The following is a 15050-nucleotide window of genomic DNA, read 5'->3' on the forward strand; positions in this document are numbered from 1 at the left end:
CCGCGGGCGCGCCGGGGGCCGTCACGCGGGCCGGACCAGGTCCTCCGCTCCGCCGCGGATCACGGCGGTGACGGGGATGCCGGCCCGGTCCAGGAGGCTGGCCGCGATGGTCGCCCGGCGGCCGCTGGTGCACACCGTCCAGACCTCCCGGTCCCGCGGCAGTTCCCCGAGCCGCCGGGGCAGTTCGGCCAGCGGTACGACGAGGGCGCCGGGGACGCCTCCGTCCGGGCCCTCGGGCCGGACGTCCAGGATGCGCCGGTCGGCGAGGTGCCCGACGAGTTCGGCGGCGTCGGCGGTGCGGAAGGAGCGCAGGGGCCGGCCGGCGGCGGCCCAGGCCCCGACGCCTCCCGCCAGGTGCCCGGCGATGTTGTCGTACCCGATCCGCAGGAGCTGGCGGACCGCCTCGCGGCCCGCCTCGCCGGCCGGTTCGGGCAGGACGAGGACCAGGCGGGTGCCGAACGGGACGACCTCGGCGACCAGGCTCGCGAACCGGTCGTCGAGCTCCTCGCAGATCGAACCGGGCAGGTGGCCGGCGGCGAAGGAGGCGCGGTCGCGGCCGTCGAGGATCTGCGCGCCGCCGCCGGCGAGCCCCTCGACCGCGGCCGGGGTGAGCGGCCGCAGCGCCGGCAGCCCGCCCAGGACGGGCGGGCCGGACCGGTTCACCGGGGCCATGTGGTGGTAGTAGGCGGGGTACGGCGGCAGGCCGGCCATCCGCCCGCTGACGAACTCCTCCTCGTCCGCGACGGTGAGCGCCGGGTTGGTGCGCCGCTCGGCGCCGACGGTGGTGGTCCGCCCGGTGGCCGCCGGGCCGGCCGAGCAGGAGCTGCCGGCGCCGTGCGTGGGCAGGACGCGGGTGCTGTCGGGGAGCAGGGCGAGGCGGCGCAGCGAGCGGTACTGGGCGCGGGCCAGTTCCTCGGTGTGGTCGGCGCCGGAGAGGTCGGTGCGGCCGGCGGTGCCGACCAGCAGGCTGCCGCCGGTGAACACGGCCGCCGGGCGGTCCGGACGGGAGCCGTCGAGGACGAGGTAGGAGGTGTGCTCGGCGGTGTGGCCCGGGGTCTCCAGCGCCCGCAGCGTCGCGTCCCCGACCGTGATCTCGTCGCCCTCGGCCAGGCCGAGGTGGTCGAAGGCGTACGGCGCGCGGGCGGGGCCCGCCACGGTGGCCCCGGTGGCGGCGCGGACCTCCAGCGCCCCGGAGAGGTAGTCGTTGTGGACGTGGGTGTCCAGGGCGTACCGGATCCGTACGCCGCGGTCGGCGCAGGACTCCATCAGCTCCCAGCTGTCGCGCTGCGGGTCGATCAGGGCGGCTTCGTCCCCGCTGACGAGGAGGTAGCTGGTGTCACCGAGCGAGGCGGTGGTCATGATCTCGATCTCGGTCATCGGTGCACCGGCCCTTCAGACGACGACCACGTCCACGCGGGCCACGGGGTTGCAGCCGTAGCCGCGGGCGTTCCAGGGGGCGCCGGCCGGCTGGGTGTCGCCGCGGGCGTCGGTCGCGCGGGCCAGCAGCCGGTGGGGACCGGGACGTACGGGAGTCCACCGGTACGACCAGGCGGTCCAGGCGTAGGGGCCGGCCGGGGCTTCGAGCCGGGCGCGGTGCCAGCCCGCGCCGGGCCCTGCGGCGGCGGGGCCCTCGGCCGCGTCGCCGTCGGGGGCTGCGGCGTCCGTGTCGTCACCGGCGTACTCGGCGCGCACCACCACCCGGCGCACGGGCACGCCGCCGCCCGACCACGCCCGGCCCTGCACCAGGGTCTCGTGGCCGCGGCGCAGGTCCGCGTCCGGTTCGGGGGCGGTGATCAGGGATTTCACGCGGACGGTCGTGACGGGCCCCTCGGGGGTGCCGCGGGAGTCGGTGTAGAGGTACTCCTCGGCCTGGAAGACGCCGGTGAACGGTTCGGTCACGGCGCGGGCGCCGACCAGCCACTTCACGTCGGCGACCGCGTACCGGCCGGGGACCACCAGGCGGACCGGCGCCCCGTGCGCGGGGGTGAGCGGCTCGCCGTTCATGTGCGTGGCGACCAGGGTGTCGGGGTGGAGGGCCACGTCGAGGGGGAGGCTTCGTTCGAAGGGGACGGCGCGGCCGTGGACGCTGCCGGAGTCGGCCCCGGTGAAGACCACCTCGACGGTGCGCGGATCGAAGCGGGCCCGGGCGGCCAGGACGGCGAACGGCACCCCGGCGACACGGGTGCAGCCGACCGCCCGCTGGTCCCAGGGGAGGCCGGGCGGGCGGGGGTCCATCAGGGTGCGGCCGTTGCCCGCGCATTCCATGAGGACGTCGAGCTCCCGGTGCTCCAGGGCGAGCAGGTCCGGGTACCCGAGGGCGAAGGGGGCGGCCGCGGCGCCGCCCAGGTGCAGCCGCCAGCCGTCGGGGGAGGTCTCGGGCACGCCGAAGTGGTCGCGGACGAACAGGGCGGCGACGGGCGTCACGGGCTCGGCCAGCGCGGCCGCCGGCGTCTGGGCGTTGTACGGGTCGGACGTCACCGTCTCCGGAGCCCAGCCGGTGGCACCGGACCCGAGCGGAATGGGCCATGCCGTCATCGCGGAACCTCCGTCGGGCCGCTGACCTGACACGACGCGGATCACCTTCATCTTACGTCCGGGTCCGCCGACCGAAAATTCCGGCAAACCCATTGACTCCGCGGGAATAGGGAGGAAAGTGGTCCTTACACCGGAATACCAGAAAGAGCCACACCGCCTCCCGAAGACGTTCGGGAGCCCGCGTGACACTTGTCCAGGCTCTGGCCAGGCCCCCGGCGGAGACTGCCGACCGGAGGAGCCGTCGGCGACGACCGACGACCCTCGGAGATCGGCAAGGCTGCCGGGGGCTGCTGTGTGCCCGCGGTGCCCGCGGCCGGGCCGCGCGGGCGGTGTCAGCGGTCCTACGGGTCAGGGGTTCTGGCGGGGGCCGTGAAGGTGGTGAAGGCGCTGCGCTTCGGGAGCCGGAAGGCCTCGCGGCCGGCGACGGCGTTGAGGATGGTGGCGTTGCGCACCGCCCCGATGTCCAGGTTGGGCGCCGAGACCCCGTGGCTGTGCACCTCGGCGTTGGACACGAAGATGCGCCCCGTGACGCCCTCGGCGAGCTCGACGGAGTGGTCCGGGCGGACCCGGTGGCGGCCGCGGCCGTCCCGCAGCAGCAGGTGGTCGACGGGGGCGAGGAAGCCGGGCGGCCGGTTGCGGTAGCCGGTCGCGGCCACCACCAGGTCGGTGGTGTGCTCGAAGACCGCCCCGGTGTCGCGGTGCCGGCAGGTCAGCACCGCCCGACCCGCCCCGTCGACGGCCGCGGCCTCCACGGTGATGCCGAAGCGCAGCTCGACGTCGGCGAGGCCGTGCTGCAGCTGGCGCCGGTAGAGCAGTTCGTGGATCTGGTCGAGGGTGTCGGTGGAGATGCCCTTGTAGAGCTGCCACTGCTCGCCCGCCAGCCGGTCCCGTACGTGCTCCGGCAGCGTGTGGAAGTACTGCATGTACGCCGGCGTGGTCATCTCCAGGACCAGCTTCGTGTAGTCGAGCGGCGCGAAGGACGGGGTCCGGGTCAGCCAGGCCGCCGCCGGGCCGCCCTCGGTGTTCCGGCCCAGCAGGTCCACCATGACCTCGGCGCCCGACTGGCCGGAGCCGACCACGGTGACCTTGCCGGCGCCCTGCACGTCGGCCGCCCGGTACAGGTACTCCGACGTGTGCAGCAGCCGCTCCCGCGGCAGGCCGGCCAGGGCCTGCGGCACGTGCGGGGCGGTGCCGATGCCGAGAACGAGGGCGCGGGCGGCCAGGCGCAGCCGGGTGCCGTCGCCGCGCACCGCGTGCACGGCGAAGTGCTCGGGCCCGGGCTCCCAGTGGACCTCCTCGACGCGGTGGGAGAAGCGGACCGAGGGCAGCCGGGCGGCGGCCCAGCGCAGGTAGTCCTCGTACTCCCGGCGGGAGGGGAAGAAGTTCTCCCGCACGGTGAAGGTGTACAGCCGGTCCATGTCGTGGAGGTAGTGCAGGAACGACAGCGGGTGGCCGGGGGCGACGAGCGTGACGAGGTCTGCGAGGAAGTTCACCTGCATAGAGGCGTCGGCGAACATCATCCCGCGGTGCCAGGTGAGTTCGGGCTGCTCCTCCAGGACCAGCAGGTCGAGGCCGTCGACGGCCCGGGCGAGGGCGGCGAGGCCCAGGTTGAAGGGGCCGCAGCCGATGGCGATCACATCGTGTCCGGTCATCGGGGCAGGTCCTCCTCGCGGCGCGGCCGGCAGAGCAGGACGGCCGTCTTCTCGGGCAGGGTGATCTCCCGGATGCGGCGGTAGCCGGCGGCGCCGAACGCCCGGAGGGAGGCCGTGTTGGCCGCGTCCGGTTCGGCGACCACCCGGGGGCAGGCGGGATCGGCGGCGAGCAGCCCCTCGGCCAGGGACCGCAGCAGCGTCCGGCCGAGGCCCTTGCCGGTGCGCGCCTCCTCGCCGATGGCGATGTGCACGCCCAGGTCGCGGGGGTGGTAGGCGTAGTGCTCGGTGAGCCGGTCGCGCAGCACGCGGTAGACCTCGACGTAGGCGAGCGGCTCGCCGTCGAGCCCGATGAGGACGGGCCGGACGGCGACGCCGCCGAGGTGTCCCGCGATCTCCTCGTGCCAGCGCTCGCGCGTCCAGGCCTGGTGCCAGAAGGCGTCGACGTGCGGGGCCCGCATCCAGCCGTGCACCAGGTCGAGGTCGGGCCCGTCGGCCCGGGCGGTGCGGGCCGACCAGGGTCCGGGCAGCAGGGGCAGCGGGGGGCCTGGGACGGCGGCGCCCGGCCGGTCCGTTTCCGGCGGCAGCGGGTGGGCGGGCGTCATGCGGCGGCCTCCTGGAACGGGTTGGGGGCGTCGAGGTAGACGGACTGGGCGTCGAGGGGGGCGAGGACCTCGTCGATGCCGTGCAGCCGGGTGAGCAGGTTGGCCTTGCCGGGCAGGGTGCGGGCCGTCAGCCAGCGGCGCGCCAGCCGGTCGCCGTCCGGGCCGGCGGCGGCGAGGCCGGGAAGGGCGGCCCGCAGCCGGCCGGCGAGCACGGCCAGGAGGTCGCGCTCGGCGGCGAGGCCGTCGACGGCGAGGCAGCCGACGACCGACAGGGCCTGGTTGCGCAACAGGTAGTAGGAGAGGCGGTCGTCGACGAGGGCGTCGTCGACGACGGCGAGGGTGGAGGAGTCGGCGCCGGTGCGCTTGAGGAGTTCCGGCAGGTGGGAGGCGGCCAGGTAGTAGCCCTGGTTGTCGCGGAAGGCTCCGCCGGCCACCCGGCCCTGCGCGTCCAGCCGGACCAGGGTGTTCTGTTGGTGGGCCTCCAGACCGATGCCGGTGGCGGCGTACAGGTGGAGCATGGGTACGAGGACCCGGTCGGTGTAGTCGGCCGTCCACCGCTCGGCGGCGCCGGGGCCCTGCGCGGCCACGAGCTCGCCGAGCGCGCTGCGGCCGAGGCCGGGGCGGGGGGCGACCAGGCCCACGAGGCAGCGCAGGTCGGCGATGCCGTGCGGGACCTCCCGTACGGCGACGTCGAGGCCGGTCACCTCGGGGCCCTCCGGGCGGCCGGGTTCGTCGACGGCGAGCCAGGCGGGGTCGCGGGTGATCGTGAATCCGGGGTGGGCGAGGAAGGTCCCGTCGGCGTGGCCGGCGTCGAGCAGCCGGTTGACCTCCGGGCCGCGGCGCAGTTCCGTACGGGTGGACTCGCGGCGGGAGTTGGTCAGCCGCAGGCCGAGGGAGAGCTTGAGCATCACCTCGGCGCCGGGCCGGTACACGGTGCGCAGGCTGGACGTCGGCCACCAGGCGGGGCCGAGCGCACCGAGCGGTTCCAGGGCCCCGGAGGCCACGAGGGCGGCGGTGCGCGGGCGGTGCAGCAGCTCGCGGGCCTGCCAGGGATGGGCGGGGATCAGGACACGGCCGTCGGCGGGGGGCCGTCCGGCGAGGTCGGCGAGGAGGGCGACGGTGCTCCTGCCGGCCAGGGACGGTGCGCCGGCGACGGCGTCGTGCGAGACGACCGCGGGGTCGGCCGCGAACCAGTGCAGGCGGAAGGAGCCGCGCAGCTCGGGCGAGAAGGCTGCGGTGTCGTGGTCGGAGATTCCGTCGCGGCTCTTGGGGGCGGGGTGGTTCAAGTGGCCGAGGAGGAGGGCCTGTTCGGCGTCGAGGAAGCCGTCCGTGCCGGGTGGCGGCGCGGGGTGGGCGCGGCGGTGGGTGAGGAACGCGGCGACGCGGCGGACGGATTCGGCGGTGCGTTCGACCAGGTCGGCGGCCTCACCGGCGGGGATCCCGCCGGGCCGTGCGCCGCCCCGTACGGCCGCCTCCGCGGCGAGCAGGGCGACGGCCGTCACGGGGTCGGCGGGGTCGCCGAGCGCGCCCCCGGGGCCTTCGAGGCGGACGGGGGCGAAGCGGTGCCAGCCGGTGGGCGAGCGGTGGGTGACCTCGGTGAGGAGGGCCAGCCCTGCGGTGGGCAGTTCGACCCGCAGCGGGCCGGGGGCGACGGGCGTGCCGGTCTCCAGCAGCCAGCAGCGCAACAGGGCCTCGGTGTGCGCGTGTTCGGCGGCGGTCCGGGCGTCGGGTGCGTGCAGGGGGTCGGCGGCGTGGGCTGGGCCGCCTGCGGTCCGGGCGTCGGCGGCATGCGGTGGGCCGGCCGGTGGGGTGGGGGTTGCTGCCGCGGCGGTGGTCGTCATGCGGCGGTCTCCTCCATGAGTCGTTCGCAGGTGCGTCCGGCGTCGAGGACGGTGTCCACGAGGTCGTCGATGTCGTCGGCGGTGGCGGTGGGGTTGAGCAGGGTGAACTTCAGGCACACCCGGGGCGGTTCGCCGGGTGCGCCGGCCGCGGCGTCGGTACGGCCGACGAGGGCTCTGCCGGACCGGAGGAGGCGGCGGCGGACGGCCCCGTTGAGGGCGTCGGCGGCCGCCGGGTCCGCGCCACCGCGGTAGCGGAAGACCACGGTGGTCAGCTCGGCCGGGGCGACCAGCTCCAGGTCCGGCTCGGCGAGGATGCGCCGCTCGGCGTGCCGGGCCAGGTCGTGGCAGGTGTCGACCATGCGGCCCAGGCCGGAGCGCCCGTACGCGAGGAGGGTGGCGGCGGCCTTGACCGCGTCGGGCCGCCGGGTGGTCTGGAGGCTGCGCCCGAGCAGCCCGCCGTAGCCGGCCTCGGTGTCGTCGGCCGGGTTGAGGTAGGCGACCTCGCGGGCGAGCACGGTGAAGGCGCTGCGGTCCGCGACCAGCAGGGCACTGGACGCGGCGGGCTGCCAGCCCAGTTTGTGCAGGTCGAGGGTGACGGAGTCGGCCAGTTCGAGTCCGGCCAGGCGGTCGGCGAGGCGGTCGGAGAAGAGGGCGCCGAAGCCGTACGCGGCGTCGACGTGGATCCACGTCCCGTGGTCGGCCGCGATCTCGGCGATCCGGGCGAGCGGGTCGACGGAGCCGAAGTCGGTGGTCCCGGCGGTGGCGACGACGGCGACCGGGGTCTGGTCGGGATGGAGGGAGGCGAGCGCGGCGGCGAGGGCCTCGGGCCGCATGCGCCGGTGTTCGTCGGCGGGGACGACGCGTACGGCGGTTTCCCCGAGTCCGAGGGTGGCGCAGGCGCGGTGGGTGGAGAAGTGGGCGTGCTCGGAGCAGAGGACCACTGGTGCGGGTAGGGCGGCCACGCCCTGTGCGCGGACGTCGACGCCGCGGCGGAGGGCGGCCGCGTCCCGGGCGAGGAGCAGTCCCATCAGGTTGGACAGGGAGCCGCCGGGGGTGAGGACGCCGTCCGCGTGCTCGCCGAGTCCGGCGAGGCCGGTGAGGGCCGCGATCAGCCAGCGTTCGACGGCGATGGCCGCGGGGCCGGAGTCGTAGGTGTCCAGGGAGGCGTTGCCGGCGCCGGCGAGGGTGTCCGCGGCGACCGCGACGGCGAGCGGCGGCGGCTGGAGGTGGGCGGCGGCGCGGGGGTGGGCCAGGTCGAGGCCCTGTTCCACCAGGACGGTGGTCAGCCGCTGGAGGGCGGCCTTGGCGCCGAGTCCCTCGTCGGGGAGGCGGGGCGGTCCGAGTGCGTCCGCGGCGGCGGCGAGGACGTCGGCGGGGGCGCCGGCGGGGACGGGGCCGGGCGGGCGGCGGGCGGCCGCCAGGGTGTCGACGATCTCGCCGAGCAGGCCGTGGACCTCGCCGAGCCCGTCGAGGCAGAGGGCGGGCGACGGCGGTGCGGAGGCGGGCCGGGGCGGTACTGCGGTCAGCGGTATCACGCTCTGGCCTCCTCAGTCGGCAGCGAGCGGGCTGGGGTGGGTGCCGTTCGGGTACAGCGCGTGGCGCAGGGCCCGGTCGCCGTAGCGGGTGACGACGATCCGGTCGCGGTTCAGGCCGTACCGGGGGATCTCGGGGGTGAGCAGGTCGTACTCGGTGAAACGGTCGGACAGTTCGGGGAAGCGTTCGTGGAAGTCGAGGACGGTCTGGCGGACCAGCCGCCAGAAGGTCCGCTCGGGCACGCCGAGCTGGTCGGCGCAGAGCGGTGCGAGGTAGCGGAAGTGGCCCACGAAGACCTGGTCGACGACGTGCTGGCGGATGACCGACGGGTGTTTGCGCGGCAGGACGTGGTCGTGGCCGTCGGGCTCCGGGCCGCGTTCGGGCACGTCGGTGGAGGACACGCACACGTCGTCGACGAAGTCCTTCAGGTACAGGCGGGACGGGACCTCGTGCTCGTCGTAGCCGATCAGGGTGTTCTGGCCGTGCGGGTTGAAGGTGATCCCGTAGCGGTAGAGGACGTGCAGGACCGGTACGAGCAGGGTGCCGAACAGGCGGCGCAGCCAGTCCTGCGGGTCGAGGCCCGAGGCGCGGGCGAGTTCGGCGGCGAACGCGCGCCCGGTGTGGTCGGTGTGCAGCAGCGAGGCGAAGGTGCGGACCCGTTCGTCGGGGTCCTTGCGCGCCGACACCGGTTCGCGCCAGATGCAGCCGAGGGTCTCCAGGTACTGGTAGGGCGCCCCGTCGAGCCGGGACAGGTAGGGGTGGTGGACGGTGACGGAGGCGACCTCGCCGAGGAAGACGGTCCGGCATTCCCCGGTCAGGAACGGGTCGCGCTCCACCAGGCCGCGCAGCCACTGCGTGACGACGGGGGCCCCGGCCGTGCAGTGCGGCGGGATGCCGCGCCAGACGAGGGTGTTGAGGATCTTCAGGGGGAGTTTGACGTCGTACCGCTCGGGGGTGGTGACGTTGGCCATCGTACGGATCGACTGGCCCGGGAGGTACGCGTCGGCGCTCTCGCCGAGCGGGACGATGCGGCGCTGGGCCACGTCGGCGGCGTGCAGGACCTGGACGGCGTGGTCCCACTGCCAGGGGTGCACGGGCAGCCACACGTAGGCGGCGGGATCGACTCCGGCACGTTCCAGGACGGCGGTGAACCGGGCCCGGGTCCCCTCGTCCAGCTCCCGTGCGAGGACCTCGCGTTCGGACAGCTCGGACGTGCCGCGGAACTCGGCGAGGCCGCGGTGCACGGCCACCCAGGGGAGCGTGAGCGGCTGCGCGGACTCGGGGGCGTAGCGGCGCACGTCGGTGGCGGAGAAGCCGATCCGGCCCTTGTTCGCGACGAGCAGGTTGTGGCCGGTCATCCGGCACTCCAGCTCGGTGTGGCCGAGGGCGCGCAGTTCGGCGGCGGTCTCGCCGCCGTGGGTGAGGCGGGCGGCGTCGACGGCGAGGGTGGCGGAGAGCTCGGTGAGGTAGGTGGCGATCGTCGACGGGTCGCTGTCGATGGTCGTGGCCGCCTCGACGAGGAACTGCTGCACGTCCCAGGCGGGTCGGGCGAGGGAGTTGCCGAGCATGCCGGTGGCGGTGCGGGTGATCGAGTCCGGGTCGACGCGGAGCCAGCCGTAGGCGCCCGGTTCGGCGCGGAAGGCGTAGGTCGTGCCGCTGGCGAGGTCGACGCGGTGGCCGTCGCCGGTTTCGACCGCCTTGAGCATGTCCTCGAAGCACCATTCGCCGAGCGCTTTGGCGAGGAGGCGGCGGTTGGCTTCCCGCCAGGCCGCCGGGGAGACGTCCGGCAGGTCCGGCACGGGATGGTCGGGGGGCAGGGGCATCTGGCAGCTCCTGTATCCGTCTCGTGGCGCCCGGAGGCAATCCGTCCAGGCGAGGTCAGATTAGGGAAGCCTTACCTAAGTCGCAATCGCAACTTTCGGCCATACTGGGGCAGATGAGATTCTCTCGGATCTGAACTTAGGTTAGGCTTACCAATTCGCATGCCCGTTCAAGGGTCTACGCGCCTCGGGGTGAATCAGTGACGCCTTCCCGCAGTGGCTCCCCTCGCTCTCCCCGCCCTCCCCGCCCTCCCCGCTCTCCCCGCTGGACGTTCGCTCTGGTCAGCGCCGGCGGCGTGATGATGACGCTGGACGTCACGGTGGTGAACGTCGCGCTGGCCGATATCGCCGGATCCCTGGACGTCGGTCTCGCCCGCGTGCAGTGGACCGTGTCCGCCTACTCCCTCGCCTTCGGAGCGCTGCTGCTCACCGCAGGCGCGCTCTCCGACCGCATCGGGCGCAAAACCGTGTTCGTGGCCGGAATGGGCCTGTTCACGCTCGCGTCGGCCGCCTGCGGGCTCGCGCCGGACGCCGGCACCCTCGTCGCCGCCCGCGCCGTCCAGGGGCTGGGCGGCTCCCTGGTGTTCGCGCCGAGCCTCGCGCTGCTCGCGGCCGCGTACGAGGGCGCCCGCCGGCAGGCCGCCATCGCGGCGTTCGCCGCCACCGCCTCGGCGGCCGGCGCCCTCGGACCGGTGGTCGGCGGCCTCTTCGTGAGCGGGCTCGGCTGGCGCTGGATCTTCCTGGTGAACGTGCCGATCGGGGTCCTGGCCGTGGCCGGGGCGCTGGCCCGGATGCCCGCGTCGCGGCCGCCCGCCACCGGGGCGGGGGCCCGCCGCCGGATCGCCCTCCCGGGGGCGCTGCTCGCCGTGGCCGCCCTCCTCGCCCTGCACTACCCGCTGACAGCGGGGCCCGAGGCCGGCTGGACCTCGCCGCGCGTCCTGCTCCCGGCCGCCGCCGGGATCGTCCTCACCGCGGCCCTGGTGGCCGCCCAGCGCCACGGGGACGGGCTGATCGACCTGGCCCTGCTGCGCGTCCGGGCGCTCTCCGGCGCCGCCGTGCTCGGGTTCCTCGCCCGGATGTCCAGCCTGGGCGTGCTGGCCTTCACCACCCTCTGGCTGCAGAGCACCCGCGCGTACACGCCCCTGGAGGTCGGGCTGCACCTCCTCCCGCTGACGGGAAGTCTGCTGCTGGCCGGCCTGTTCGTGGCGCGGCTCCAGCGGATGTGCGCCCCGCACGCCCTCGTCGCGGGCGGCTTCGGGCTCCAGGGGCTGGGCCTGCTGGCGCTGGCCGCCGCCGCGTCGGTGGGCGCCGGGACGTCCGGGGCGGCGGTCTCGGCGTCCGGGGTGTCCGGGGTGTTCGGCACGGCCGGCGCGGACGCGGCCGCCACGACGGCGGGGCTGGTGCTGCTCGGCGTCGGCGGGGCCGTCATCTTCCCGCCGCTGATGGGCGTCGCCGTGGGCGCCGTGCCCGAGGACCGGGCGGGCCTCGCCTCCGGGCTGACCAACGCCTGCTACCCGCTGGGCACCGCAACCGGTGTCGCGGCCTTCGGCGCCCTGTTCGCCGCCCGCCTGGACGCCGGGCTCGGTGGGGCCGCGGACGGCCCTGCGCGGGACGCCGTCGGCACCGGCCGCCTCGAACTCCTCGACCCCGCGCTCCGGCCCCTGGCCCGGTCCGCGTTCTCCGGCGCCTACACGGCCGTCTGCCTGGCCTCCGCCGCCGTCTGCCTGATCGGCGCCCTCGCTGCCCGTACGCTCCGGGACGGCACTGCCGGCGCCGCCGGCGGCCCGGCCGGGAAACCCGCCCGGGCCGGTACCCCTCAGACCTCCTGAGTCCGGCGCAGCAGCCACACCAGGTACGGGGCGCCCACCAGCGCCGTCACCACGCCCACCGGGATCTCGACCGGTGCGAGCAGCCAGCGCCCCAGCGCGTCCGAGCAGACCACCAGCAGCGCGCCCAGCACCGCCGCCATGGGGACCGCCCGCGCGGTGTGGGCGCCGACCAGGCGGCGCGCCAGGTGCGGGGCGACCAGCCCGACGAAGCCGACCGCGCCGACGGCGGCGGCCGTACCCGCGGCCAGCACCGCGCCGGCGCCGAGGACGAGCAGCCGGGCGCGGCCGAGTTCCAGACCGAGGGCGCGCGGCAGCTCCTCCCCCAGGGCGAGCAGGTCCACCGGCCGTGCCGCGACCACCAGCACCACCGCGACCAGGGCGGGCAGGGCCAGCCAGCCGAGCGCCGAGAGGTCGCGGCCGTAGGTGCTGCCGGCGAGCCAGCCGAGGGCGGCCGAGACGTTCATCTGCGCGCCGACCACCAGGATGTTGACCAGGGCCATCGCGGTGGCGGCGGCGCCGAGGCCGACCAGGACCACCCGGGTCGGGTCCAGTCCGGGCCGGCCCCCGCCCGCACTCCCCCGGGCGACGAGGACCACGAGGACCAGCATCAGCAGGCCGCCGGCGGCCGCGGCCGCCGGCAGCGCGGCCGCCGGCGCGGACGGCACGGCGAGGATGACGGTGACCGCGCCGAGGGAGGCTCCCGCGGTGACGCCGACGAGTCCCGGCTCGGCCAGCGGGTTGCGTACGACGGCCTGTACCGCGGCGCCGGCCACGGCCAGGCAGGCGCCGGCCACGGCGGCCACCAGGACGCGCGGCAGCCGGTAGCCGACCACCGCTTCGGTGATCTGCTCGGCGGACCCGGAGAGCAGCGCGGCGAGCTGGCCCCAGCCGACCTCCACGTCGCCGAGCCGCAGCGACACCACGACGGCCGCGGCCAGGGCGATCAGTCCGCCGGCGAGCACGGCGGCGAAGCCGGGGGCGCGCCGCCGGTCGGAGACGGCGACGGCCGCGCCGGTGTCCGCGTCGCCGGTGCTGATCCGGCGGGCCAGGGCCATGAAGACGGGGCCGCCGAGCAGGGCGGTGACCACGCCGACCGGGATCTCCGCGGGCTGGGTGGCGGACGGCGGCGCGATCAGCTGGGCGGCCGCGTCCGCCGTGAGGACCAGGGCCGCGGCGAGGAGGGCCGCGGTCGGGATGAGCTCGGCGTGCCTGCGCATGCCCAGCCGGCGTACGGCGACGGGGGCGATGAGCCCGACGAAGCCGATCGGCCCGGCCAGCGAGACCGCCGCCGCGGACAGCAGTACGGCGACGAGGAAGGCCGCCGGCCGGATCCGCTCCACGCGGACGCCCATCGCCTCGGCCGTCTCGTCGCCGAGGGCGAGCAGGTCGAGCGGACGGGCGAGGAGCGGGGCGGCCAGCGCACCGGCCGCGACCAGCGCGCCGAGGACCAGCGGCCGTTCCAGCCCGGACTGCATCAGGGTGCCGTTGCCCCAGAAGAACAGTCCCCGGGTCGCCTGCACGTCGAGCATCTGGAGGAACTCCGCCGCCGCGGTCCCGGCGAGCGCGACGGTGGCCCCGGCGAGCAGCACCCGGCCGGGGGTCAACACCCCGCCGCTGGTGAGCAGGCGGACCACGGCGACGGCGAGGAGCCCCCCGAGGAAGGCGGCACCCCCGGCGGGCAGCGGGCCGAGGCTCACTCCGGTGAACGCGACCAGCACGACGGCCAGGTAGGCCCCGGCGTTGACGCCGAGGGTGTCGGGCGCGGCGAGCGGGTTTCGGGTCGCGCCCTGGACGAGGACGCCGGAGACGCCCAGCGCCACGCCGACGACCAGCCCGGTCAGGGTGCGGGGCAGCCGGCTGCCGAGCAGGATGTCGGCGGTGCGGGGGTCGCCGCGGCCGCGGAGCAGGTCCGCGATGTCGCCGAGCCCCACGCCGGAGGCGCCCTGCCCGAGGTGGACCAGGGCGACCAGGCACAGGAGCAGTGCGAGGACGCCGACCGTGAGCAGGGCCCGCGTGCGGCCCCGGGCGGGCGGGCGGGCCGCCGACCGGGGGCCGGCGGCCGCCGTCAGGGTGTCCGGGGCCATCAGACCTTCAGGGCCTTGCCGGTCTCGTCGAGGATGTGCAGCGCGGAGAGCGGGCCGCCGAAGAGCCAGGTGCCGGGGTCGAGCGGGACGGCCTTGTCGTTCTTGACGAAGTCGAGGCCCTTCCACACGGCGTTGGCGGCGAGGGCCCCGGTGAACGGGTCGTCCTTCTCGGCGGCGACGTAGAGGAAGGTGGCGTCGCCCTCGACCCTGGTCAGGCCCTCGACGCCGACGGTGGTCATGCCCCAGGCGTCGGGCTCGCCCTTCCAGCTGTTCTTCAGGCCGGCGAGGTTCAGCACCTGCGGGGCGATGGCGTCGTCGGTGAGCATGCGGACGGTGGCGGCGCCGTTGGCGGTGAAGCCCTGCCCGACGGCGTACGTGAGGCCGCCCTTGCCCGCCTTGTCGAGGCGGGCCTTGAGGTCGGCGGCCCGGGCGTCGATCTGCCCGGTGACCTCGGCGGCCTTGTCCTGCTTGCCGACGGCCCGGGCCAGTTCGGCGAAGTTCTTCTTCATGGTCCGGAGTTGCGGCTTGGTGGTGTACGTGAACGACACCACCGGGGCGATCTCCCGGAGCTGCTTCAGGTTCGCCTTGGAGCGGTCGTTGTCGATCACGATGAGGTCGGGCTGGAGGGCCCGGATCTTCTCCAGGCTCGGTTCGCTGCGGGTGCCGACGTCGGTGACGCCCTGGGGCAGGTCGGCCCCCTTGGCGGTGATCCAGGTGCCGTAGCCCTTGTTGTCGGCGTTGCCGACGGGGGTGACGCCGAGGGCGACCAGTTCCTCCGTGTACGTCCACTCCAACGCCACCACCCTGGTGGCGGGTTTGGTCAGGGTGACCTGGCCCTGGGCGGTGTCGAGGACGATGGCGGCGCCCTTGGGGGCGTCGCCGCCCTTCTCGGGGTCCGCGGTCTCGCCGACGGTCCCGGACCCGCAGCCGACCGCGGCCAGCATGAGTGCCAGGGCGGCACCCGCCGTCGTGACGGCGCGCGACATCCTCTGCATGGCGAACTCTCCTAGGTGAACGTCACCCTCGGCCCGGACGGGCCGACGGGCGGGGCGGGAGGTGAGGGAGGTGGGGGACGGGCGAAAGGGGCAGGGGGCACGGCGGCGGGGCACGGCCTGTGGGGTGTGGCGCGTGGGGTGTGGCGCTGGGTGTGGGCC

10 protein-coding genes are annotated in these 15050 nt (G+C 75.6%); 1 reads left to right on the forward strand and 9 read right to left on the reverse strand.

Annotated features, from left to right (window positions below; translation table 11 throughout):
- Window positions 1–21: 21 nt before the first annotated feature.
- From ACSHWO_RS07165 to ACSHWO_RS07195, 7 genes are all read right to left on the reverse strand, one after another.
- Complete coding sequence (locus ACSHWO_RS07165; protein ID WP_438310506.1) at window positions 22–1377, reverse strand: MBL fold metallo-hydrolase; 1356 nt, start codon at window positions 1375–1377, stop codon at window positions 22–24.
- Window positions 1378–1392: 15 nt separating this feature from the next.
- Window positions 1393–2535, reverse strand: coding sequence for a molybdopterin-dependent oxidoreductase (locus ACSHWO_RS07170; RefSeq protein WP_438310508.1), 1143 nt, complete (start codon window positions 2533–2535; stop codon window positions 1393–1395).
- A gap of 341 nt (window positions 2536–2876) precedes the next feature.
- Window positions 2877–4187 carry a lysine N(6)-hydroxylase/L-ornithine N(5)-oxygenase family protein gene (locus ACSHWO_RS07175; RefSeq protein ID WP_438310510.1) on the reverse strand — a complete coding sequence of 437 codons (1311 nt, stop codon included), beginning with the start codon at window positions 4185–4187 and terminating at the stop codon, window positions 2877–2879.
- Window positions 4184–4789 carry a GNAT family N-acetyltransferase gene (locus ACSHWO_RS07180; protein ID WP_385804926.1) on the reverse strand — a complete coding sequence of 202 codons (606 nt, stop codon included), beginning with the start codon at window positions 4787–4789 and terminating at the stop codon, window positions 4184–4186. The genes ACSHWO_RS07175 and ACSHWO_RS07180 overlap by 4 nt, the downstream gene beginning before the upstream one ends.
- Window positions 4786–6630, reverse strand: coding sequence for an IucA/IucC family protein (locus tag ACSHWO_RS07185; protein WP_438310513.1), 1845 nt, complete (start codon window positions 6628–6630; stop codon window positions 4786–4788). Before ACSHWO_RS07185 ends, ACSHWO_RS07180 begins: the two co-directional genes overlap by 4 nt.
- A complete protein-coding gene (locus ACSHWO_RS07190; protein WP_438310516.1) occupies window positions 6627–8165 on the reverse strand; it encodes a pyridoxal phosphate-dependent decarboxylase family protein in 1539 nt (512 codons plus the stop codon). Before ACSHWO_RS07190 ends, ACSHWO_RS07185 begins: the two co-directional genes overlap by 4 nt.
- Window positions 8166–8177: 12 nt before the next feature.
- Entirely contained in the window at window positions 8178–9986 is a 1809-nt protein-coding gene (locus ACSHWO_RS07195) for an IucA/IucC family protein (RefSeq protein ID WP_438310518.1), read from the reverse strand.
- A gap of 296 nt (window positions 9987–10282) precedes the next feature.
- On the opposite strand from ACSHWO_RS07195, the gene ACSHWO_RS07200 reads away from it, so the two are divergent.
- Entirely contained in the window at window positions 10283–11812 is a 1530-nt protein-coding gene (locus ACSHWO_RS07200) for an MFS transporter (protein ID WP_438318969.1), read from the forward strand.
- Here ACSHWO_RS07200 and ACSHWO_RS07205 read toward each other — a convergent pair.
- Both ACSHWO_RS07205 and ACSHWO_RS07210 read right to left on the reverse strand, forming a co-directional pair.
- Entirely contained in the window at window positions 11800–13896 is a 2097-nt protein-coding gene (locus ACSHWO_RS07205) for an iron ABC transporter permease (RefSeq protein WP_438310520.1), read from the reverse strand. The genes ACSHWO_RS07200 and ACSHWO_RS07205 overlap by 13 nt on opposite strands.
- Window positions 13896–14891 (reverse strand): ABC transporter substrate-binding protein, encoded by a 996-nt coding sequence (locus ACSHWO_RS07210; protein WP_438310522.1) that lies wholly within the window; start codon window positions 14889–14891, stop codon window positions 13896–13898. The genes ACSHWO_RS07205 and ACSHWO_RS07210 overlap by 1 nt, the downstream gene beginning before the upstream one ends.
- Between the last annotated feature and the right edge of the window lie 159 nt (window positions 14892–15050).

Source organism: Streptomyces pallidus (ex Mingjun et al. 2026), assembly GCF_051550185.1.
Classification (GTDB): Bacteria; Actinomycetota; Actinomycetes; order Streptomycetales; family Streptomycetaceae; genus Streptomyces.

Excerpts from the sequence above, each read along its gene's own strand:
- ACSHWO_RS07175 (WP_438310510.1), bottom strand. The coding sequence starts at position 4,187 with ATGACCGGACACGATGTGATCGCCATCGGCTGCGGCCCCTTCAACCTG.
- ACSHWO_RS07180 (WP_385804926.1), bottom strand. The coding sequence starts at position 4,789 with ATGACGCCCGCCCACCCGCTGCCGCCGGAAACGGACCGGCCGGGCGCC.
- ACSHWO_RS07170 (WP_438310508.1), bottom strand. The coding sequence starts at position 2,535 with ATGACGGCATGGCCCATTCCGCTCGGGTCCGGTGCCACCGGCTGGGCT.
- ACSHWO_RS07165 (WP_438310506.1), bottom strand. The coding sequence starts at position 1,377 with ATGACCGAGATCGAGATCATGACCACCGCCTCGCTCGGTGACACCAGC.
- ACSHWO_RS07205 (WP_438310520.1), bottom strand. The coding sequence starts at position 13,896 with ATGGCCCCGGACACCCTGACGGCGGCCGCCGGCCCCCGGTCGGCGGCC.
- ACSHWO_RS07200 (WP_438318969.1), top strand. The coding sequence starts at position 10,283 with ATGATGACGCTGGACGTCACGGTGGTGAACGTCGCGCTGGCCGATATC.
- ACSHWO_RS07185 (WP_438310513.1), bottom strand. The coding sequence starts at position 6,630 with ATGACGACCACCGCCGCGGCAGCAACCCCCACCCCACCGGCCGGCCCA.
- ACSHWO_RS07195 (WP_438310518.1), bottom strand. The coding sequence starts at position 9,986 with ATGCCCCTGCCCCCCGACCATCCCGTGCCGGACCTGCCGGACGTCTCC.
- ACSHWO_RS07210 (WP_438310522.1), bottom strand. The coding sequence starts at position 14,891 with ATGCAGAGGATGTCGCGCGCCGTCACGACGGCGGGTGCCGCCCTGGCA.